Origin of the sequence: Streptomyces sp. NPDC006309 (assembly GCF_040613095.1) — a bacterium.
Classification (GTDB): Bacteria; Actinomycetota; Actinomycetes; order Streptomycetales; family Streptomycetaceae; genus Streptomyces.
The window spans coordinates 544,178-565,901 of the sequence record NZ_JBEXRO010000001.1; the positions used below are offsets into that span (position 1 = coordinate 544,178).

Genomic DNA, 21,724 nt, shown 5'->3' on the forward strand with positions numbered 1-21,724 from the left:
CCCCGCATGCGCTCGCACCTGCTCAATGGCCTCACCGCGGAGCACTACCGCCGCTCCGTGACCGAAGGAGTCGAGCGGGTGGCGGCCAGACTCGCCACCACCGGGCGTCCGTTCACCGGCGTCACCGCGGACGCGCTGGCGCCCCGCATCGACGCGGTCGACCTCGACCGTCCCCTGGGCGACACCTCCGCCGTCCTGGACGAGCTGGAGGACGTCTACCTCCGGGACGCGGTCTACTTCCACCACCCCCGCTACCTCGCCCACCTCAACTGCCCCGTCGTCATCCCGGCGGTGCTCGCCGAGGCCGTCCTCTCCGCCGTCAACTCCTCCCTGGACACCTGGGACCAGTCGGCCGGCGCCACCCTCATCGAGCGCAGGCTCGTCGACTGGACGGCCGCCCGCGCCGGCCTCGGCCCGTCCGCCGACGGCGTGTTCACCTCCGGCGGCACCCAGTCCAACCTCCAGGCGCTGCTGCTGGCCCGGGAGGAGGCCAAGACCGACAGCATCGCGAGACTGCGCGTCTTCGCCTCCGAGGCGAGCCACTTCAGCGTAGGGAAGTCCGCGAAACTCCTCGGCCTGGGGCAGGACGCCGTCGTCACGATCCCCGTCGGCCACGACAAGCGCATGCAGACGGTGGCCCTCGCGCACGAGCTGGAGCGCTGCGCGAAGGACGGCCTGGTCCCCATGGCGGTCGTCGCCACCGCCGGCACCACCGACTTCGGCTCCATCGACCCGCTGCCGGAGATCGCCGGGCTGTGCGCCCAGTACGGCGTCTGGATGCACGTCGACGCCGCCTACGGCTGCGGGCTGCTCGCCTCGCTGAGGTACCGGGACCGGCTCGCCGGCATCGAGCGCGCCGACTCGGTCACCGTCGACTACCACAAGTCCTTCTTCCAGCCGGTGAGTTCGTCGGCCCTGCTGGTCCGGGACGCGGCCACCCTGCGGCACGCCACCTACCACGCGGAGTACCTCAACCCGCGCCGCATGGTGCAGGAACGTATCCCCAACCAGGTCGACAAGTCCCTCCAGACCACCCGCCGCTTCGACGCCCTGAAACTGTGGCTCACCCTGCGCACGATGGGCGCCGACGGCATCGGACAGCTCTTCGACGAGGTCTGCGACCTGGCACGGGAGGGCTACCGGCTGCTCGCCGCCGACCCGCGCTTCGACGTCGTCGTCGAGCCGACCCTGTCCACCCTCGTCTTCCGCTACGTCCCGGCGGCCGTCACCGACCCGGCCGCGACCGACCGGGCCAACCTGTACGCCCGCAAGGCCCTGTTCGCCTCCGGTGACGCCGTGGTCGCGGGCACCAAGGTGGCCGGCCGCCACTACCTGAAGTTCACCCTGCTCAACCCCGAGACCACGACGGCCGACATCACCGCCGTCCTCGACCTGATCGCCGGCCATGCCGAGCAGTACCTGGGAGAGTCCCTTGACCGCGCGTCCTGAAGCCCACCGCACCCACGACTTCGTGGGGATCGGGCTCGGTCCCTTCAATCTCGGCCTCGCCTGCCTCACCGAGCCGATCGCCGAGCTGGACGGCGTCTTCCTGGAGTCCAAGCCCGACTTCGAGTGGCACGCCGGGATGTTCCTGGACGGCGCCCACCTCCAGACCCCGTTCCTGTCGGACCTGGTCACCCTGGCCGACCCGACGTCGCCGTACTCCTTCCTCAACTACCTGAAGGAGAAGGGCAGACTGTACTCGTTCTACATCCGCGAGAACTTCTACCCGCTGCGCGTCGAGTACGACGACTACTGCCGCTGGGCCGCGCACCGGCTGAGCAGCGTCCGCTTCGGCGCGACCGTCACCGAGGTGACGTACGAGGACGAGGACGGGACGTACGTCGTGCGCACCGGGGACGGTGACACCTACCACGCCCGGCACCTGGTCCTCGGCACCGGCACCCCGCCCCACCTCCCGGACGCCTGCCGGGGCCTGGGCGGCGACTTCATCCACAACTCCCGCTACCTGCACCACAAGGCGGACCTCCAGCGCAAGAAGTCGATCACCCTGGTCGGCAGCGGCCAGTCCGCGGCCGAGATCTACCACGACCTGCTCGGCGAGATCGACGTCCACGGCTACCAGCTGAACTGGGTCACCCGCTCCCCCCGCTTCTTCCCGCTCGAGTACACCAAGCTCACGCTGGAGATGACCAGCCCGGAGTACGTCGACTACTTCCACGCCCTCCCCGAGGCCACCCGCTACCGCCTCACCGACGCGCACAAGGGCCTGTTCAAGGGCATCGACGGCGACCTGGTGGACGCGATCTTCGACCTGCTCTACCGCAAGAGCCTGGGCGGCCCGGTCCCCACCCGGCTGCTCACCAACTCCGCGCTCACCGGTGCCCGTCACGAGAACGGCACCTACGTCCTGGGGCTGCGCCAGGAGGAGCAGGAGAAGGACTACGAGCTGACCAGCGAGGGCCTGATCCTGGCCACCGGCTACCGGTACACCGAACCGGAGTTCCTGCGGCCCGTCCGCCACCGGCTGCGCTACGACGGCCGGGGCAACTTCGACATCGCCCGCAACTACACCGTCGACCGCACCGGCCGCGGCGTCTTCCTCCAGAACGCCGGGGTCCACACCCACAGCATCACCAGCCCCGACCTGGGCATGGGCGCGTACCGGAACGCGTACATCATCCGTGAGCTGCTCGGCACGGAGTACTACCCGGTCGAGAAGAGCATCGCCTTCCAGGAGTTCGCCGTATGACCTTCACCTTCCGTCCCGTCGACCCCCCGAAGGACGCGGAGCTGCTGCACTCCTGGGTCACCCACCCCAAGGCGGTGTTCTGGATGATGCAGGACGCGAGCGAGGCGGACGTCGAACGCGCCTACGCGGAGATCGCGGCGGACGCGCACCATCACGCGCTGCTCGGGCTGCGCGACGGCGTCCCCGCCTTCCTCATGGAGACGTACGACCCCGCGCACCGGGAACTGGCCGGGCTGTACGAGCCGCGGCCCGGGGACGTCGGCATGCACTTCCTCGTGCCGGCGACCGGCACGCCCGTGCACGGGTTCACCCGGTCCGTCATCACCGCCGTGCTGGCCCGCCTCTTCCAGGACCCGGCGGTGGCCCGCGTCGTCGTCGAGCCGGACGTCCGCAACACGGCCGTGCACGCCCTGAACGCGGCCGTCGGGTTCGTGCCCGAGCGGGAGATACGCAAGCCCGAGAAGAAGGCCCTGCTGAGCTTCTGCACCCGCGAACGGTTCGAACGGGCGGTGGCCGCGTGACCCCCGCCGACGCCGTGGCCCACCTGTCCCCCGAGCGCTGGGAGAGGGCCAACCGGCTGCTGGTCCGCAAGGCGCTCGCCGAGTTCGCGCACGAGCGGCTGCTCACCCCCGAGCCGGACGGCGACGCGTACACCGTCCGCAGCGACGACGGGCACACCACCTACCGGTTCACCGCCGTACGGCGGTCCCTCGACCACTGGCAGGTCGACGCCGGCTCCGTCACCCGGTACCGCGGCGGGGACCGGCTGCCCCTGGCCGCGCTCGACTTCTTCCTGGAGTTCCGGCGGTCCCTGGGGCTGAGTGACGAGATCCTGCCGGTCTATCTGGAGGAGATCTCCTCCACTCTCTCCAGCACCTGCTACAAACTCGCCAAGCCGCGGGTGACCTCCGCCGAGCTGGCCCGCGGCGGATTCCAGACCATCGAGACCGGGATGACCGAGGGCCACCCCTGTTTCGTCGCGAACAGCGGCCGGCTCGGGTTCGCCGGCCACGAGTACCTGGCGTACGCCCCCGAGACGGCGAACCCCGTCCGCCTGGTCTGGCTCGCCGCGCACCGCTCGCGGGCCGCGTTCACCGCCGGTGCCGGGATCGCGTACGAGTCGTTCCTGCGCGAGGAGCTGGGCGAACCGGCGGTGCGCCGCTTCCACGCCGTCCTCACCGGCCGGGGCCTCGACCCCGCCGACTACCTGTTCATCCCGGTCCACCCCTGGCAGTGGTGGAACAAGCTCAGCGTCACCTTCGCCGCCGAGGTGGCCCGGGACCACCTGGTGTGCCTCGGCGAGGGCGACGACGAGTACCTGGCACAGCAGTCGATCCGGACGTTCTTCAACATCAGCGACCCGCGCAAGCACTACGTGAAGACGGCCCTGTCGGTGCTCAACATGGGCTTCATGCGAGGACTGTCGGCCGCCTACATGGAGGCGACCCCGGCCATCAACGACTGGCTGGCCCAGCTGATCGAGGACGACCCGGTGCTGCGGTCGACGGGCCTGACGATCATCCGGGAGCGGGCGGCCGTCGGCTACCGGCACCTGGAGTACGAGCAGGCCACCGACCGCCATTCGCCGTACCGCAAGATGCTGGCCGCCCTGTGGCGGGAGAGCCCGGTGTCCTCGCTGCGGGACGGCGAGTCCCTCGCGACCATGGCCTCCCTGCTGCACGTGGACCACCGGGGCGCCTCCTTCGCGGGCGCGCTGATCGAGCGCTCCGGCCTCGGGCCCACCACGTGGCTGCGGCAGTACCTGCGGGCCTACTACACGCCGCTGCTGCACAGCTTCTACGCCTATGACCTGGTGTTCATGCCGCACGGCGAGAACACGATCCTGGTGCTGAAGGACGGCGCCGTGCAGCGCACGGTGTACAAGGACATCGCCGAGGAGATCGCCGTCATGGACCCGGACGCGGCCCTGCCGCGTCCGGTGCGGCGGATCCGTGTCGAGGTGCCGGACGACAAGAAGCTGCTGTCGGTCTTCACCGACGTCTTCGACTGCTTCTTCCGCTTCCTCGCCGCCCTCCTGGCCGAGGAGGGCGTCCTGGCGGAGGACGGCTTCTGGCGGACGGTCGCCGAGGTCACCCGCGAGTACCAGGAGGCGAACCCCCAGCTGGCGGACAAGTTCGGCCAGTACGACATGTTCGCGCCCGAGTTCCCGCTGTCCTGTCTCAACCGGCTCCAGCTGCGCGACAACCGGCAGATGGTGGACCTCGCCGATCCGTCCAGCGCGCTCCAGCTGGCCGGCAGCCTGAAGAACCCCCTCGCGGGCCACTGAGGGCCGGCCGGCGGACGGGCATCCCGGAGTACGGTCCTCCGGGATGCCCGTCAACTTCCTTTTCGGACAAGAATATGTGACCTGAATTGTGCCGTGCCCCCGGGGACTTTTGCCGGGCACCGAGTCGTTCACCAGAGTGTCAATTGCGGTATCCAGCCACTCGATCTACGATCATTCCCGATCGAGCGGTGCCGGGGATCAGAGATCAAAAAGTCGAGATCACCCGGGGACATTCTGATCACGAGCTGAGTCATCACTCGGCGGCGGGGGGACCATGTCGAACCTTCGAAGTGCCGGAGCGGCCACGAGCCATCGACCCCATCCGGCAGAACCGCTTCCCGTCCGCACCCAGATCCGCATGTTCCGGCAGCGCACGGGCCTGACGCAGCGTCAGTTCGCCGAGCTGGCCGGGGTCGGCGTGCGAACCCTGCGGGACATCGAGAGCGGCCGGGTGGAACAGCCGCAGGAGCGAACCCTGCGCAGCCTGGCGCTCGTCCTCGGACTCGACGTCGACGACCTGCGGCGTTCCATGACCAGTATGCGTAAACCCGTCGATCAGGACAGAGCGGGCCTTCGTATCGGCATTCTCGGCGCCCTGACCATCGAACGCGACGGCGTCGTCAGCGAAGTGCGCGCTTTCAAACTGCGGCGCTTATTGTCCCTGCTGGCGCTCTGCCACCCGCAGCCGGCCGGACTCGACGAAATAGGCAGCACCCTCTGGCCGCAGGAGCCGCCGCGCTCCTACCAGAACCTCATCCACACCTACGTGAGCCAGGCGCGCGGGCTGCTGCGCCTCCCGGAGTCCGGCCCCGCGGGCCAGGCCACCTCGTACCTCATCCGCACACCGACCGGCTACGCGCTGTCCCTGGGCCGCGACCAGGTCGACCTGACCCGGTTCCGGAGCCTGGCGGAGAAGGCGCGGCAGGCCCACGCCGCCGGGGAGGCCAGGGCCGCCTACGAGTTCGCCTCGCTCGCCCACCACTGCTGGCGCGGCCCGATCCTGGCGGACGAGCCGGTGCTCGCCCTGCATCCGGCGGCCACGGCCGCGGTCCGCCGGCGGATCGAGAACCTGCTGCTGTACGCGGATCTCGCCCTGCGGTTCCAGCAGCCCGAGCAGGTGGTGCCGGCGCTGCGGGCCGCCGCCGAGGACGAACCGCTGCACGAGGGACTCCAGGCGCGGCTCATGCTGGCCCTGGCCAGCTGCGGCGAGCAGTACGAGGCACTGCGGGTGTACGCCGACGTCACCCAGCGCCTCGACGGCGAACTGGGCCTCCAGCCAGGACCGGAGCTGCGCCAGGCCCATCTGCGGGTTCTCCAGCAGGAGCTGGCCTGGCCCGGGAACGGACTGCTCACCCGGCAGCCGGCGGACACCCCGCGGCCGCCCGGACCGGCGGCCCCCCATCCGCCGCCGGACGTCAGGCCGTCGCAACTGCCCGCCCGGACGCGGCACTTCGTGGGGCGCACCGCCCAGATCCGGGACCTGGACCAGCTGTTCCTCGCCGCCGGCGAACGGGACGGGCAGGTGCCGGCCGCACTGATCACCGGGCCGCCCGGCGTGGGCAAGACGGCGCTGGCGCTGCGGTGGGCGCACCGGGTGCTCGGCCGCTTCCCCGACGGGCAGCTCTACATCGACCTGCACGGCCACGCGCGCCGGCGTCCCCTCGACGCCCTGACGGCCCTGGCCTCGTTCCTGCGCGCCCTCGGCGTCCCGGACGGCAGCATCCCGGACACCCTGGACGAGGCGGCGAACCTGTTCCGCACCCGGCTGTCCGGCCGGAGGGTGCTGGTGGTCCTGGACAACGCCCGCGACGAGGACCAGATACGGCCCCTGATCCCCGGTGACGCCGGCTGCGCCGTGCTCGTCACCAGCCGCAACACACTGCCCGGCCTGGTGGCCAGGGACGGGGTCCGGCGGGTCTTCGTGGACGCGCTCGACGACGAGGACGTGCTCGCCCTGCTCGGGCGGCTGCTGGGGCCCGAACGGGTCGGCGCGGAGGCGCTGGCCGCCATGGCCCTGGGCCGGTACTGCGGCGGGCTGCCGCTGATGGTGCGGATCCTCGCCACGCGTCTCGCGCAGCACCCCTGTCTCAGCATCGCCCAGTACTACGTGGAGTTGCAGGACGCCGGGCTCTTCCGGCGGCCCTCCGTCCCGGGGGACCTGCTGCTGTCCAACGTCCAGACGGCCTTCGAGCTGTCCTACACGGCGCTCCCGGAGCCGGCGCGCCGGGTGTTCCGGCTGCTCGGCCGGACCGACGGCAACGGCATCACCGCGTACTCCCTGGCCGACGCGGCGGGGGGCATGACGCCGGCGGAGACCAGGTGGGCTCTGTACCGCCTGGTCGACGCGAGTCTGCTGCGGGAGCACGCGCCCGGCCGGTTCAGCATGTCCGCCCCGCTGCTGCGGTACGCGCAGGCGCTGTCCGAGCAGGAGGAGGAGCGCTTCCAGACGGTCTGAGCGGCCCGGGGCCGCCGGACCCGGGCGGGGGCCGGCTGCGGTCCGGTGGGGGGCGCTCATCCGCCGAGGGCCAGACGCACCGCGAACACGCCGAAGACGGCGGCGGTGAGCCCGTTGGTCAGCCGCTGGGCCGACGCGGAGTTCAGGTGCCGGGCCAGCCGGTGCACCAGCCTCATCCAGGTCAGCAGCCATACGAGCACCAGGGCGAGGTAGCAGGCGGCCAGGACCACCACTCCGGCGGTCGGGTTCATCCCGGCCGGCACGAACTGCGGCAGGAACGCCATCAGGAAGATGCCGACCTTGGGATTGGAGCCGGTGCACAGCAGTCCCAGGACGAAGGCCCGGCGCCTGCCGCGCGGCGGCCCGTCCGGCTGCGCCGGTTCCCCCGGGCCCGGGTCCTCGGGCCCGGGCGGGCGCAGGGCCGCGCGCAGGGCCCGGCAGGCCCAGACGAGCAGGACGGCGGCCCCCGCCCAGCGGAAGGCGGCGAACAGGTCCGGGCGCGCGGCGAGCAGCGCGGCCAGGCCCAGGGCCCCCAGCGCCGCCTGGGCGGCGCCCGCCGCGATCATCCCGAACGCGGCGGGCGCCGCCGTGCGCGGCGAGCCGGCCAGCACCAGGCGGGTGATCAGGGCCAGGTCGGGACCCGGCGCCATGATCACCACCAGTGAACTCGTCAGGAACGCGAGCGCGTTGATCACGGCTCTCCGATGACCAGCCGCTGTTCCAGGGCGCGGACGGCCCGGTAGTCCCGCTGGATCTGTTCCTCGTCCGGGTGGGCGAGGATCACGAACCCGAAGTTGAGGCTGTCGACCAGGTCCCGGGTGACGGGCACGTGGTCCCCGTCGGACAGGTTCTGCACCGAGAAGTGGTGGCTCGGCAGCGTCCGGATCTCGTCCAGGACAGCGGTGCCGCGTACCTCCCCGGAGCGGCGGGCCATGTGGAAGACGCACATCTGGTGGGTCAGCAGCTCGTAGCTCTGCGGCAGTTCGCCCCCGGTCAGCCAGCGCACCGTCCGGTCGATCTGGCTGTCGCCGGTGGCGTTGCGGTTGAACCGCGGCTGGCCGCCGCCGTGCGGGCGGGCGCCCAGCTCGATGAGGACGGGGCCGTCGGCGGTGCCCATCACCTCGACGTGGGCGGAGCCGAAACGGACGCCCACCGCGTCCAGTACGCCGAAGACGTACTCGGCCAGGACCGCGACGGCGGGCTCGTCCGGCGGCAGCCAGCGCATGGTGTCGTAGACGGCCATGTGCGGTCCGTTGTCGACCTTGCCGTAGGCGCAGACGTCGACGAGGGAGTGCTTGCCGTCGTGGCTGAAGGTGTCCACCACGTACTCGGTGCCGGTGACGAACTTCTGCACGAGCAGCCGGTCGTCGACCTCGCCGAACTGGTTGACCCGGCCGATCTGCCGCTCGAACACGGCCCGCCAGTCCGTGCCGCCCTGCACCTTGACGACACCGTCCGTGCTGGCGCTCTTCGGCGGCTTGATGACGAGGTCGGCGCCGGACAGACCCTCGCGTTCCAGCCAGGCCGCCGCCTCCTCGACGTCGGAGGTGCACAGCTGCGGGATGACGGGCAGCCCGGCCGCGCGTACGGCGTCGGCCATGCGGCTCTTGTCCCGGCGGGCCTCGGCCAGCTCCGGTACGTTGCTCAGCCCGGGCAGCACCCGGGGGGCGAGCCGCTCGGCCAGTTCCACGCCGGACTCGCAGCCGGCGATGACGCAGCGCGGCTCCAGCGCCCGTACCCGCCGTACGACGTCGTCCAGATCGCCGTCGTACACGATGACGTCGGGGAAGTCCTGCGGCCGGTAGGACGAGGCGAACGCCTCGGGCGGGTGCGGGCTGCTCACCACGGCCGCGACCGGTACGCCCCGGCCCCGCAGCGCCTCCGTGAAGAGGGCGCCCGAGGAGTAGGGGTCGACGATGACGCAGGGGCCGGGCCCCGGCCCGGTGAGCGGGTCAGTGCCGACCATCGGCGCTCCCCTTCGCCGCCAGGGCGGAGACGGCGGCGCAGTAGCGGGCGAAGAAGTCGGCCGCGGGCTCGCTGACCCGCCGGGCGCGCACCGGGGCGTGCACCATGCCCTCCTCCCGCACGTACGTCACGGGCGTGCCGTTCTCCCTGAGCAGGGCGGTGTACTTCTCCGCGTCGACGCACAGCGAGTCCATCTCGCAGCCGACGACGTAGGCCGGCGGCAGGTCGTGGAAGGCGGCGCCCAGCAGCGGTGAGACGTAGGGGTCGGTGGCCTGTTCCGGCTCGGGGCAGTAGCAGGCCGTGTAGAACTCCATCTCGCCGCCGGAGAGCAGGGGCGCGTCCTCGCCGCCGTGCCGCCAGCGGGTGAAGTCCAGGACCGGGCTGATCACCGCCTGGCCGCGCAGCCGGGGGCCGCCGCGGTCGCGGGCGATCATCGACAGCACGACGGCCATGTTGGCGCCGGAGCTCTCGCCGCAGATCACCGCGCCGTCCGGGTCGAGGCCGTCCAGTCCGAGTCCGGGCAGGTCGGCGAGGGTGCCGCAGAGGCCGGCGTAGCAGTCCTCCAGCGGGCCGGGGAAGGGGTTCTCCGGCGCCATGCCGAAGTCCAGGGCTATGGTCACCAGGCCGGTGCGGTCGGCCAGTTCGGCGACCAGGCTGTGGTGGCTGTGCAGCGAGCCGATGACGAAGCCGCCGCCGCGGATGTAGAAGAGCACGGCGCTGCCGGCGCGTTCGGCCGGCTCGTAGATGCGGATCCGCGCGGTGCGGCCCTCGTGCACGACGGTCGCGTCCCGGTGCCGGACGCCGTCGGGGACGGGGATGGGGAGGACCTCGGTCAGCGAGTCGTACAGGACGCGCTGCCGGTCGACGGGGTAGGTGTAGAAGTCGGGCGGCAGCGCGCCGTTCACGGTTTCCACGAACTTCTCGATGCCATCGGCGTACGCCATGCGCAGCTCGCTCATTTCCTGGGGACTGGGTGCCGGAACCCGCGGCACGGACTGAAGGAGTGGGAGGGTCAGGGGGTGTCGGCGGCGACCGGTCCGGCCGGCTCGTCGGCCGGGGCGGTCCCGTCGGCCGGGGTGGTGGCGCCGGGTTCCGCGTCCGCGGGCCGTTCGCTCATGCCGAAGAGGACGGCGGCCACGGCGCCCACGGTCAGCAGCCCGGACAGCCACCACACGGAGGACGACGACGCCTGCCAGGCGGCGACGCCGAGCACGGGGCCGATGGCGTAACCGATCTGCATGGGGAACGCGGCGGCCGCGATGTAGCGGCCCCGCAGGTGTCCGGGGGCGACCTTGCCCGGCCAGGCCGAGGCGGTCGGTGTGCCGATCATCTCGCCCGACGTCCACACCACGGTCGCCACGACGTACATGGCCATGCTGGGTCCGGCCACGTACAGGTTCATCCCGACGCCGACCAGGCCGACGCCGAGGGCCACCGCCACCTTGCCGGGCAGGTGCTGGACGTACTTGGTGAACAGCAGCTCCAGGGAGATGACCATGACGGCGTTCAGCGACAGCAGGCTGGAGTAGAACGTGACCCCGTGTCCGTCGGCCTTGATCTGGAGCGGCAGCGCGGAGGTGTGCTGGATGTAGACGACGGCGTTGAGGAACAGCGCCAGCAGGAACACCACGTACCGGGTGTCGCGCAGCACGGCGGCGTACGACCGGGTGGGGCCGTCCGTGTCGTGTCCGGCCGGGCGGGCCGCGCCCCCGGAGCGCGCCAGGATCAGGGCGAAGGCGGCGAAGACCAGCTGGGCCGTCGCCTCCAGGTAGAAGATCAGGTCGTACGAGTGGCTGATCAGCAGCGCGCCGAGCAGCGGGCCGACCGTGGTGCCCAGGTTGAACGCCATCCGGTAGACGGCGAACACCATCACGTGGTGGTCCTCGGGGGTGCGCTCCACCAGCAGCGCCGAGGAGGCCGGCCGGTACATCTGCGCCAGGAGTCCGATGACCGAGGCCACCGCGATGATCAGGGGCAGCGTGTGCAGGTGGGGCAGGCTCAGCGTGCCCAGTCCGGCGAGCGCCATGGAGCCGACGATCGTCCAGGCGTAGCCGATCCGGTCGGACGCCGTGCCGCCCACCAGTACGCCGACCACCGAGCCCACGCCGTAGGCACCGAGCGCCAGGCCCGCCTCGGTCGCGGAGAAGCCCTTCGCGGTGAGGTAGAGGACCAGGTAGATCTGGAGGAAGTTGCCGAGCCGGTTGACCAGCATGCCGACGAGCACGAGCCAGATGGGGCCCGGGATGCCCCGCAGGGTCTGCACGATCGACGGCCGGCCGGTCTTCCCGGGCTCGGACGAGGTCTTTCCGGGGCTCATCAGGGGGACTCCTCCACCGGGCGGCCCGTGAGTTCGACGATCTCCGGCGCCCGCAGCAGTGCCGCCCGCGCCTGTTCGACGGAGTCCGCGAGGGTGATGACCCGGGCGTAGCGGGAGATGTAGCCGCGCGGCGGCAGCCGCAGCACGGCTCCCGGGTCGGCCATCACGTCGGCGCTGTGGACGTCGGGCGAGAACCGGTCCTCGTGCACGGTCACCGACTCGATCTCGGTGTCGCGCTCGGGGTACAGGAAGGCGATCGCCGCGGCCCGCCGCCGGGTCGCCGTCGTCCGGGGCCGCCGGCCGGCCGCGACGTCGGCCGCGGCCAGCGCCACGTCGACGCCGGTGGCCAGTTCGCCGAGGAAGGGGATCATGTCGCCGCCGAGGCGGGCGTTGACCTCCATCAGGCGCGGGCCGGCCGCGGTGAGGCGGAACTCGGTGTGGCTGACGCCGGTGTGGAAGCCGAGCGCGGCGTGGCTGGCCCGCAGCGCCTGGAGGAGCTGGGGGTCGGTCAGCAGCGGGTCGGCGGCGTCGACCTCGTGGCCGGTCTCCTCGAAGAAGGGCGCGAGCCCCACCTTCTTGCGGGCCACGGCCAGCGGGGTGCCCTCGCCCTCGAAGAAGACGGCGTCGACGCTGATCTCGGGGCCGTCGACGTACTCCTCGACGAGCACCGACACCTCGAAGACGGGAACGCCCGGGTAGGAGGCGCCGGACGCCGCCCGGTAGGCGCTCTCCACGTCACCGGGGCCGTCGGCCCGGCGCACGCCCATGCCGCCGGCCAGGCCCCGGGGCTTGAGGACGACCGGGAAGCCGATCTTCTCGGCCGCCTGCCGTGCCTCCTCCAGGGAACGCACGCCGATGGAGGCGGGCTGGGCCACCCCGGCCCGCTCCAGCGCCACCCGGGTGGCGTTCTTGTCGCGGCAGGCGATGACGGTCTCCGGGGAGTTGCCCGGCAGTCCGAGCGCCTGCGCCACGTGGGCGGCCGGGGTGACCAGGCCCTCGTCGTAGCAGAACACGCCGGCCACCTCGTGCTCGGCCGCCACCTGCCGGGCTGCTGCTATGAGGGGTTCGGGACGGGTGTTGTCGACCGACGTGCTGCCGACGACGTAGGGCTCCTCCCAGGTCACCTGGGCCGGCTGGAGCAGCCAGAGCGCGTAGCGCCGGCTCACCGACCGAAGGATGAATTCCCGGCTGCGCCGGGCGCTGCTGCCGATCAGCAGCAGCAACGGCTTGCCACCGTCCGTGCCCATGTTCCGCTCTCCTTGCATGTGGTCACTCGTGGTCCGGTACGCGCGCCGGGGGCCGTGCCGGGCCCCCGGCGCGCGCGTACCGGCCGTCTGTAGAACACCGGCCGGCCCCGGGTCGTTGCAGTCGCCGGCGGGTCAGCCGGCCGTCACGCGCGCACGCGTGAGCGCGGGGGCCAGCGGCCGGTGCTCCAGGGCCACGTCGCCGCAGGCCGCCGGTGCCGCGGGCCAGCCCCGGGCGGGCGGGCGTTCCGGGAAGACCGCGGTGATCCGCTCGCCCACCCGTACGGCCGGGATCTCCCCGCGCATCCGGGCCACGGAGGTCTTGCGCTCGTGCCACGGGCACACGAGCCGGACACCGTCCTCGGCGACGTCGGCCAGGTGCAGGGGGCCGCCGCGGTGCGGGCACTGGGCCCGCATCACGAAGCCCCGGCCGCCGACCGTCGCGTAGACGTACGGTGTCCCGGCGACGACGACGCAGTTGTCCCGCCCCGCGGCGGAGAAGGTCACGACAGGCACTTGCGGTAGTCCCCCACCGAGTGGATCTCGTAGACGCACTCGTCCGACTCGATGTTGGCGCCGTGCAGCCGGTTGCGCCGGATGACGACGCCCTCGCCCGCCTCCAGGGTGAGCGACGAACCCAGGCCGCTCTCGAAGCGCATGGTGCCGGAGACGATGTGGCACAGCTCGTCGCCGTCGTGGCAGTGGGTGTTGGACAGCTCGCCGCGGGGCTCGACGATGTGCGCCACGGGCGCGTCGATCTTGCCCAGGCCCTCGAACACCGGGTCGTGCAGCTTCTTCAGCTCGGGCTGGTCGTCCATCCACGAGATCTGCTCGGAGAAGTCGAAGTCGGAGACCTCCAGGAGCACCCGGTACTCCTCGATGCCCCGCACGATCTCCGGGATGATGCCCTCGCCGTGGGCCTCCACCAGTGGCTTGATGATCTTCTCGCGGGCCATCCGGCCGTGGTGCTGGTCGATGTGGACGTGCTCGGTGAAGTAGGTGGTGTCCACCGAGTCGCCGAAGACGTCGCGCAGCAGCTGGTCGGCGCGGCGGCAGAAGTCGACCAGGGAGGACTCCGTGTAGTAGAGCGCCCCGACGTAGCGGAAGAACAGCTCGTGGTTCTTGCCCAGGTAGTGGAAGTAGTTGTTCATCAGCAGGCTGCTGTTGAGGTAGTACTGCCAGTACCGGTGCAGGTCGGACTCGAGGCCGACCGACTCCAGGGTCCGCTCGAACAGGGTGCTGTGCTTGGTGTCGTGGACGCCGTAGCCGTACTCGTCGATGACGACCTTGAACCACTCGGACTGGGCCGGGCCGTAGTAGCCGAGGACGTTGCGCATCATCGGCGAGGCCTCGGAGAGGAAGTCCGGCGCGAACTGCACCAGCCACATCCGGGCCGCCCGCTGCGGGTCGGAGGAGTTTGCGATGGCCTTCTCGGCCGGTGACTGCTCCTGGCCGCCGCTGGTGTCCAGCGCGTCCAGGTAGGCGTCCAGGCTCTCGGCGGTCCAGTTCCCGGACGTCTCCACCTCGTCGTCGAGGAAGCCGAAGGCGTAGCGCTCCAGCGCCGGCCGGATCCGCTCGCCGAGCGCGCGGTTCGCCGGGCTGTAGAACGCCCGGAAGTCCTCCTCCTTGCCCTTCAGGCCGGACTTCGGGAAGAACACGAGGTCGGCCTCGTAGATCGAGGTCAGCAGGCGCTGCACGGCCAGGCTCGAGTAGTCGAGTATGTTCTCCCGGCCCGGTATCTTGTCGTAGTTCAGATGGGGCAGGACCTGCGGCCTGAGCTGGCGGCGGTAGGGGTTGTCGTGGTTCAGCCAGTCCAGGTTGTCGTGGTAGATCGGGGCGGTGGCGTACTGCACCACCGCGTCGCGCAGCTCGGTGCCGCTCAGCTCGAACGGGACGTGCGCGGGGACGTGACTCATCGCTTGCTCCCTGGTCCTAATCGAATAAGGTCCGGCCGCCGGTGCCGCGCGGGCGCCGGCCGAGGCCGTGTCAGAGGCTCACGCGGAGCGTGAAGTCGCTCCAGCGGAGCCGGAGGGAGACCGTCTCGCCCGCCTTCGTCGGTACGGGCTTCTCCAGCGGGACCCAGCCCTGCATCCAGTGCGAACCGGGGTTGTCCGGCGGGTTGGACAGGACGACGCCGTTGCCCATGTCCAGCTCGAACCAGACCACCAGGGCCTGTGCCTCACCGTCGGCGGTGGCGGGCAGCGTGAGGGCGCGTTCGCCGGGCTCCAGGGCGTCGCGCGCCAGGTCGAACTCCAGCACCGGCGCCGCCTCGGACAGGAAGCGGTGGGGCCAGGTGTCCAGCCGTACCGGGAAGTGGCCGCGGGTGGCGACCGTGTTCATGAGCGAGACGTCGAAACCGCCGGCCGTGGTGACCTGGTTCAGCTTCAGCACCGCCTCGCTGCTGACCAGCCTGCCGCGCAGCCGGGCCGCCGACGGCAGCATGATGCCGTCCGGCGCCAACAGGTGCTCGCGGGCGTGGCGCACCGAGGGCAGCAGGCCCTCACCGATGAGGCCGCAGTCGACGATCTCCGACACGAGGACGTCGACCCGGCCGCCGAGGTCCCGCTCGGCGTCCAGCTCCGTGGACGGCTTGCCGAACACCGTGATCACGTCGGACAGGCCGTGCGCGTCGATGACGTTGCGGGCGATCTCGGCCAGCAGCGGGTTCATCTCGCAGGTGTACACCTTGCTCGCACCGGCGCGGGCCGCGGCCATGGCGAGCAGCCCGCTGCCGGAGCCGATGTCCAGCACGGTCGCCCCCGCCGGGATGCCCCGCTCCAGGGCGGTGACGAGCCCGTCGTTGCGCTCGGTGTCGTTCAGCATGGCGAAGTGCCAGCGTGGAACGTTCCTGCGGGCGATCTGGGCGAACACGTCCGCGTCCAGGGACAGGCTCTCCGGGGGCGTGCTCAACAGCGCGGACGCCTGCTCGGCGAGGGCGTTCATCTCCTGCGCGAGCGATTGCAGCAGAGCCGCGCCCAGCCGGTAGGAGGAGCCGCTCGACGGCTTGGCCCCCGCTTCCGGCCGGACTTCCCGCTCCGCTGGGGTGTCCCGTGCCCCTTGTACGTGCTGCATGTGTGCCACTGCTCCTTACGGTGACTCGCCGGGTTGACAGTGGTACGAGGCAGGTCCCGAAACCCTCCTGCCGTCGCAACAGCGACCGTACGTAACCGTGTTGTTGCGGTTCTCCAGCGGCACTCCAGCCGGAGCGGCAGTTCCACGAGCGGAGGAGGCGGCGCTGACCAGCGGCGTTGCGGAGACTGCCGGTTCACTGGAGCGAGGCGGCAGAACCGGGCCGGTGCAGCGGTCGTACACAGGTTCGCCGCAGGCGGCGTTTCAGCGGGGCGCGGGCAGGTTCGCCGCGGCGGCGTTTCAGCGGGCGTCGTGGAAGATCACGCCGAGCACGTGCCGCTGTCCGCTGGTGACGGCGCTGACCCCGTGCCGCAGCATCACCCGGCTCCAGCCGCGCGCCGAGCGCACCGGGCGGTGGTGCACGGCGAAGATCAGCCCCTGCCCCTGCGCCGGCCGTCGCACCAGGGGCCGGGACTGGGCGCGCGGCCGCTGCTCCACGAACACGCTCTCGCCGCCGGTGAAGTCCTCGTCCGGCCGGTCCAGCAGCACCGCCACCTGGAGCGGGAACGTGAGGTCGCCGTAGACGTCCTGGTGCAGGCAGTTGTAACCGCCCTGCCCGTAGCGCAGCAGCAGGGGCGTCGGCCGGTGCTGGCCCTCGGCGGCGCAGGCCGCGACGAGGTCCTCGTGCCGGCCGGGGAACTCCGGCTCGCCGAGCCGCGCGGCCCAGGTGTTGGCGATGCGCGCCAGGGGCGGGTACAGCTCCCGGCGCAGGGCCGCCACCGGATCGGGCAGCGGGCGGGCGAAGTAGCGGTACGAGCCCTCGCCGAACCGGTGCCGCGCCATCGTCACCGTGCTGCGGAACAGCCCCGGCTCGTCGAACATGTCCCGCAGCCGGGCGCACTCGTCGGCGGAGAGCAGGGGCGGGGTGAGCGCGACGCCCTCCGCGTCCAGTTCGGCGGCCAGGACGGGCCAGTCGAGGCGGCGCAGTGCGGGCAGCCCGTCGGCGTCGGGGGCCGGCCGGTCCAGGGCCGCCGGCTCGTCGAGCCCGGGCAGGGACGGGGTGTCGTAGGAGTTCACGCGCTCAGCTCTCCGGGGGACGGGAGGTCGTACGGGGGACACGAGGAAGGGGAGGTGGGCGCCGGTGACGGGGGATCTCCCGACGCCCACCGGTCAGGGGGCCGTCGGGCCGGTGGAGGCCGTCAGGCCTTCTGGGGCCGTCAGGCCTTCTGGGGCCGTCAGGCCTTCTGGGGCCGTCAGGCCGGTGGGCAGCGCCGCCGGCTCCCGCTCTCCGGTCAGGCCGTCGTGCCAGGACTCCAGGCCGAGCAGGAACTGCTTGGCCGCCAGGCCGCCCGCGTACCCGGTCAGGCTGCCTTGGGAACCGACGATCCGGTGGCACGGCAGGACGACGCAGACCGGGTTGGCGCCGAGGGCCGTGCCGACCGCGCGGGCGGCCCGCGGCCGGTCGAGCGCCGCCGCCAGCTGCGCGTAGGTCGCGGTGCGCCCGTACGGCACGAACGCGTCCAGCGCCGCCACGGTCAGCCGGCTGAAGGGCGTGGCGAGCCGCAGGTCCACCGGCACGGTGAAGTCACGGCGGGCGCCGGTGAGGTAGGCGTCGAGCTGGGTCCGGGTCTCCGCCAGCACCGCGCGGGAACCCGCGTCCGCGTGCTCCTCCTCGACGGTGCGCAGCCCCGCCCTGGTGAGGCGGGCGACACCGGTCTCGGGGGTGCCGTAGCAGCACAGCACGAGGGCGTCGGCCGTGGCCGCCAGCACGAGCGGCCCCAGCGGGGTGGGATGGACCGCGACCGCCGCCGTGGTGTCGCCGGGGATGTTACTGGTTCGCACAACAACTCCGTGTGGATCGTGACCGTCGGGTTCGGATGGCCGTCATACCGCGACCGGCCGGCAGCTCTTGCAGGCGCGGTACCCGGCCCGGCCGGCTTCCCGCGCGGTACGGAACGGCACCTGGTGGGGCGGGGTGATGCGGCGGGCGTGGGCGCACGTGGGATGGCAGTAGATACGGGTCGTGTCGCTGCCGAGGAACACCACGCCGCGCCGGTGCAGCTCCGCCATCCGCAGCAGGTCGACGCCCTCCGCGGCGCGCAGCGCGTCCCCCACCGCGGGGAGGTGGCCGGCGTCGCAGGGCGTGCCGTTGTCGTACGTCACACGGTGGCAGGGGATCAGCACCGCGGCCGGGTTGCGGGCCAGGGCGCCGACCACGCGTTCCGGTGCCACCCCGGCCTCCCGGGCGAGCCAGCCGACCGGGCGCAGCTGCCCGGCGGGGACGGCGCGGACCGCCTCCAGCACGGCCCGGTCCACCGGGCCGAGCGGGGAGAGGTCGATGGGCAGCCGCCGGGCGCGGCCGGTCCGCAGCGCGGTGGTCACCCCCGGGAACGGTCTGCCCGACCGCAGGGCCGAACGCCGGGTCCGGGCGCGGTGCAGTTCCTCGAAGGCCGTGGCGGACAGTCCGCCCGTGTCCAGCGCGGCCCCGGTCACCGCCTCCGGGCTCGCCGCCACGAAAAGACCGCCGACGGCGGTGTCGAGGCGGACATAGGTGTCGTAGATCTCGCGCGGGACGCCGGTGCGCCGCAGCACGCGCACGGCGAAGTCCGCCGGTGGCTCCGTGGCGAGCCCGGCCAGGCCGGGCCGGTCCGCGCCGGGGCGCGGTACCTCGCGGTCACTCCTCATGTCGTCACCTCCTCCAGCACGGCTGTCTCCGGCTCCAGCAGCCGGCGCAGACTCTTCAGACCCCGGGACACCTGTGCTTTGGCCGTTCCGACCGCGCACCGCTGCACCTCGGCCACCTCCGTGTAGCTCAGACCCACCACATGGCGCAGCACCACGGGCGTGCGGTGGTGCTCCGGCAGTTCCAGCAGCGCCGTGACCAGCCGGCGCCGGTCGTCGGCGAGCGCGGCCCGCTCCTCCGGTCCCGGACTGCGGTCGGTCCAGGTGTCGGCGGTGTCCTCGACGGGGAGCCCCGCCAGGGCGGGCCGGCGTGAACAGGTGCGCAGGTGGTTGCGCCACACGTTGGCGGCGATGGTGAGCAGCCAGGCACGCGGCCTGAGGTCCCGCCGGCGCTCGGGGCCGTAGTCCTGTAAGGCCGTGTAGGCGCGCAGGAAGGCGTCCTGCCCCAGGTCGTCGGCCTCGGTGGCCGAGCCGCAGACCCGGAGCAGGAACGTGTACACCGCCCTGCCGTGGACCCTGACCAGCTCGGTGAAGCCGTCGTCGAGGTCCGCCGCCAGGAGTTCGGTCAGCTGCCGCTCGGCCTTCTCATCCATCACTCAGGAAAACACCGGATCCGGGTGAAGGGTTGCACCCCGTTCCGGGACGCGTTCTCCGCCGCCGGTCATCGCCTCGGCCAGGGCACCTGGGGCGACCTGTAGTAGGTGATGCCGAGGGCGTCCCAGCGCGGGCCCTGCGCGGCCAGCCGTGCGCGGTAGCGGTTCCAGTCGTGGGTGGCCGCCGGTGACCAGCCCAGTTCGGCGGTGCCGGCGAGCCGGGGGAAGGCCATGTACTCGAGGTCGGCGGACTTCCTCAGCGTCTCCGACCACAGCGGTGCCTCCACGCCGCGGACGGCCGCCGCGGGCACGCCCGGCAGGTAGGCGCCCGGGTTCCAGTCGTAGGCCCGCCTCACCTCCACCAGGCCCGCCCAGTCCGTGCCGAGCCGGGTGCTCCTCGTGTACCTCATGTCGAGGTAGGTGCGGTCGGCCGGGGACAGGATCAGGCCGGTACCGTTCCGTGCGGCCTTCGCGACCTGCGCCTTCTCCGCGGCGCCGGTGCCGTCCAGGCCCCAGTACTGGGCGAGGGCGCCGCGGGCGGGACGGGCGCCGGTGAGCTGGTGCCAGCCGATGACCTTCTTGCCGTAGGACGCCACCACCGGCTGGACGCGGTCCATGAACGTCACGTAGTCGGCGTGCGGGGTGGAGTGCGCCTCGTCACCGCCGATGTGCAGATAGCGGCCCGGGGTGAGGGCGGCCAGCTCCCGGACGACGTCGTCCACGAAGCCGTACGTCGTCTTCCGTGCGACGCACAGGGAGCTGAAGCCGACGGCGGTGCCGGTGTACAGCGGCGGTGCCACGCCGTCGCAGTTGAGTTCCGCGTAGGAGGCGAGGGCCGCGTTGGTGTGGCCGGGCATGTCGATCTCGGGCACGACCTCCAGGTACCGGGAGGCCGCGTACCGGACGATCTCCCGGTAGTCCGCCTTGCTGTAGGAGCCGCCCCGGCCGCCGCCGACCTGGGTGGAGCCGCCGTGGGAGGCCAGGCGCGGCCAGGAGTCGACGGCGATGCGCCAGCCCTGGTCGTCGCTGAGGTGCAGATGCAGCTCGTTGATCTTGTACAGGGCCAGCTCGTCGATGTACCGCTCGACCTGGGCGACCGTGAAGAAGTGCCGGGCGACGTCCAGCATGGCGCCCCGGTAGGCGTACCGGGGGCGGTCCCGCACGGTGCCGCCGGCGACGCGCCAGGGGCCGCCGTGCACGGTCCTCTTCTCCACGGCGGCCGGGAGCAGCTGACGCAGCGTCTGGACGCCGTGGAAGAGCCCGGCCGGGGTGCTCGCGGTGACGGTGACGCCGTCGGCGCCGCTGTGCAGCCGGTACCCCTCGGCGCCGAAGTCCCCGGCGGCCAGGTGGAGTCGGACCCCGCCGACGCCGTGGTCGGTGACCGGCAGGGGATAGCCGGTGGAGGGCCGCAGGATGCCGGCCAGGTAGGCGCCGACGCGGCGCACTTCGGCGGAGTCGTCGACGCGGATGCCGGTCGCGCGGGTGATGCGGTACGGGGTGCCGCCCGGCGCGACCGAGGCGGGCGCCGGGACCACCCGGTCCAGGGGAACGGGGGCCACGGGCGGCGCGGCGGGGGTCGCGCCGAGGGTGAGGACACCGGCCGTGAGAAGCAGCAGGGATCCGAGAACGCGGGATGTCCGGGAGGTCGTGCCACGGCTTTTCCGACTCACATGCGCTCCCTTCGAGGGAACCCGACCGTCGGACACGGCCGGGCCCCCACTGTCCCGCACAACGGCCGAATCGTCCCCGCCGCGGCGGAAGTTGGAGCGGTCCGGCATCGCGATCCGGACCGACCGCGGCACCGCCGACGGAGGTACCACCACGCGACGGCCACCGCTACGGCGCCACCGCTGCCGCTGCGGCTGCGGCTGCGGCTGCGGCTGCGGCTGCGGTGGTGGTGGTGGTGGTGGCTCCGGCCCGGCCCACCGGACGCGCAGCCGGCCCCGGCCGGACAGGCGCTCCCCGGACGGCCGTGAGACCGTGCGGACCGCCCGCTGTCCGCCGCCACCGCGCCCACCAGCAGGGCCACGCCCGCAGGCGACGGCACTACCCCCGCACGGCGACTACCGCTACGACGCCCCCGCTGCTGCGACTACGCGGTGGGCGACGGCCCCCGCCCACCGGACACGCACTCGGCCCCGGCCGGCCAGGCGGCGCCCCGACAGCCGTGAGGCGCATGAGAACCGCCCGCTACCCACCGGCACCGCGCCCACCCGCAGGGCCCCCGCCCGCAGGCGACGGCACTACCGCCGCACGGCGGCTAACGCTGGTACGGCGGCGCTGCTGCGACTGCGCGGTGGGCGACGGCCCCCGCCCACCGGACACGCACTCGACCCCGGCCGGCCAGGCGGCGCCCCGACGACCGTGAGGCCCATGCGGACCGCCCGCTACCCACCGGG

At 72.4% G+C, this 21,724-nt stretch carries 18 protein-coding genes; 5 read left to right on the forward strand and 13 right to left on the reverse strand.

Annotation, left to right across the window (positions count from 1 at the left end):
* Positions 1-6 precede the first annotated feature (6 nt).
* The 5 genes from desA (at position 7) to ABZ117_RS02485 (ending at position 7,455) form a co-directional block, all read left to right on the forward strand.
* Positions 7-1,449, forward strand: coding sequence for a lysine decarboxylase DesA (desA, locus tag ABZ117_RS02465; protein WP_356816568.1), 1,443 nt, complete (start codon positions 7-9; stop codon positions 1,447-1,449).
* On the forward strand, positions 1,433-2,713 hold the full coding sequence (locus ABZ117_RS02470) for a lysine N(6)-hydroxylase/L-ornithine N(5)-oxygenase family protein (protein WP_356816569.1): 1,281 nt from the start codon (positions 1,433-1,435) through the stop codon (positions 2,711-2,713). The genes desA and ABZ117_RS02470 overlap by 17 nt, the downstream gene beginning before the upstream one ends.
* Entirely contained in the window at positions 2,710-3,234 is a 525-nt protein-coding gene (locus ABZ117_RS02475; protein ID WP_356816570.1) for a GNAT family N-acetyltransferase, read from the forward strand. Before ABZ117_RS02470 ends, ABZ117_RS02475 begins: the two co-directional genes overlap by 4 nt.
* Positions 3,231-5,000 carry an IucA/IucC family siderophore biosynthesis protein gene (locus ABZ117_RS02480; protein WP_356816572.1) on the forward strand — a complete coding sequence of 590 codons (1,770 nt, stop codon included), beginning with the start codon at positions 3,231-3,233 and terminating at the stop codon, positions 4,998-5,000. The genes ABZ117_RS02475 and ABZ117_RS02480 overlap by 4 nt, the downstream gene beginning before the upstream one ends.
* Before the next feature lie 358 nt (positions 5,001-5,358).
* Positions 5,359-7,455, forward strand: a complete 2,097-nt coding sequence (locus ABZ117_RS02485; RefSeq protein ID WP_356816574.1) for a BTAD domain-containing putative transcriptional regulator — start codon at positions 5,359-5,361, stop codon at positions 7,453-7,455.
* Between the two features lie 56 nt (positions 7,456-7,511).
* Here ABZ117_RS02485 and ABZ117_RS02490 read toward each other — a convergent pair whose 3' ends face one another.
* From ABZ117_RS02490 to ABZ117_RS02550, 13 genes are all read right to left on the reverse strand, one after another.
* Positions 7,512-8,150: a LysE family translocator gene (locus tag ABZ117_RS02490; RefSeq protein WP_356816575.1), complete on the reverse strand. Its 639-nt coding sequence runs from the start codon at positions 8,148-8,150 to the stop codon at positions 7,512-7,514.
* Positions 8,147-9,421, reverse strand: coding sequence for an ATP-grasp domain-containing protein (locus ABZ117_RS02495; protein WP_356816577.1), 1,275 nt, complete (start codon positions 9,419-9,421; stop codon positions 8,147-8,149). The genes ABZ117_RS02490 and ABZ117_RS02495 overlap by 4 nt, the downstream gene beginning before the upstream one ends.
* Complete coding sequence (locus tag ABZ117_RS02500) at positions 9,408-10,379, reverse strand: alpha/beta hydrolase (protein ID WP_356816579.1); 972 nt, start codon at positions 10,377-10,379, stop codon at positions 9,408-9,410. The genes ABZ117_RS02495 and ABZ117_RS02500 overlap by 14 nt, the downstream gene beginning before the upstream one ends.
* A 53-nt stretch (positions 10,380-10,432) precedes the next feature.
* Positions 10,433-11,737 carry an MFS transporter gene (locus tag ABZ117_RS02505; protein WP_356816581.1) on the reverse strand — a complete coding sequence of 435 codons (1,305 nt, stop codon included), beginning with the start codon at positions 11,735-11,737 and terminating at the stop codon, positions 10,433-10,435.
* A complete protein-coding gene (locus tag ABZ117_RS02510; RefSeq protein WP_356816583.1) occupies positions 11,737-12,984 on the reverse strand; it encodes an ATP-grasp domain-containing protein in 1,248 nt (415 codons plus the stop codon). The genes ABZ117_RS02505 and ABZ117_RS02510 overlap by 1 nt, the downstream gene beginning before the upstream one ends.
* A gap of 132 nt (positions 12,985-13,116) precedes the next feature.
* Positions 13,117-13,497 (reverse strand): Rieske 2Fe-2S domain-containing protein, encoded by a 381-nt coding sequence (locus ABZ117_RS02515; RefSeq protein ID WP_356816584.1) that lies wholly within the window; start codon positions 13,495-13,497, stop codon positions 13,117-13,119.
* Positions 13,485-14,897: an iron-containing redox enzyme family protein gene (locus ABZ117_RS02520; protein WP_356816586.1), complete on the reverse strand. Its 1,413-nt coding sequence runs from the start codon at positions 14,895-14,897 to the stop codon at positions 13,485-13,487. The genes ABZ117_RS02515 and ABZ117_RS02520 overlap by 13 nt, the downstream gene beginning before the upstream one ends.
* A gap of 70 nt (positions 14,898-14,967) precedes the next feature.
* A complete protein-coding gene (locus ABZ117_RS02525; RefSeq protein WP_356816588.1) occupies positions 14,968-16,053 on the reverse strand; it encodes a 50S ribosomal protein L11 methyltransferase in 1,086 nt (361 codons plus the stop codon).
* Positions 16,054-16,350: 297 nt separating this feature from the next.
* A complete protein-coding gene (locus tag ABZ117_RS02530; RefSeq protein ID WP_356816590.1) occupies positions 16,351-17,127 on the reverse strand; it encodes a 2OG-Fe(II) oxygenase in 777 nt (258 codons plus the stop codon).
* Between the two features lie 93 nt (positions 17,128-17,220).
* Positions 17,221-17,892, reverse strand: coding sequence for a methylated-DNA--[protein]-cysteine S-methyltransferase (locus tag ABZ117_RS02535; RefSeq protein WP_356816592.1), 672 nt, complete (start codon positions 17,890-17,892; stop codon positions 17,221-17,223).
* Positions 17,893-17,934: 42 nt separating this feature from the next.
* Positions 17,935-18,735, reverse strand: coding sequence for an MGMT family protein (locus ABZ117_RS02540; RefSeq protein WP_356816594.1), 801 nt, complete (start codon positions 18,733-18,735; stop codon positions 17,935-17,937).
* Entirely contained in the window at positions 18,732-19,325 is a 594-nt protein-coding gene (locus ABZ117_RS02545; RefSeq protein ID WP_356816595.1) for an RNA polymerase sigma factor, read from the reverse strand. Before ABZ117_RS02545 ends, ABZ117_RS02540 begins: the two co-directional genes overlap by 4 nt.
* A gap of 68 nt (positions 19,326-19,393) precedes the next feature.
* Positions 19,394-20,995, reverse strand: coding sequence for a beta-N-acetylhexosaminidase (locus ABZ117_RS02550; protein WP_356816597.1), 1,602 nt, complete (start codon positions 20,993-20,995; stop codon positions 19,394-19,396).
* Positions 20,996-21,724: the final 729 nt, after the last annotated feature.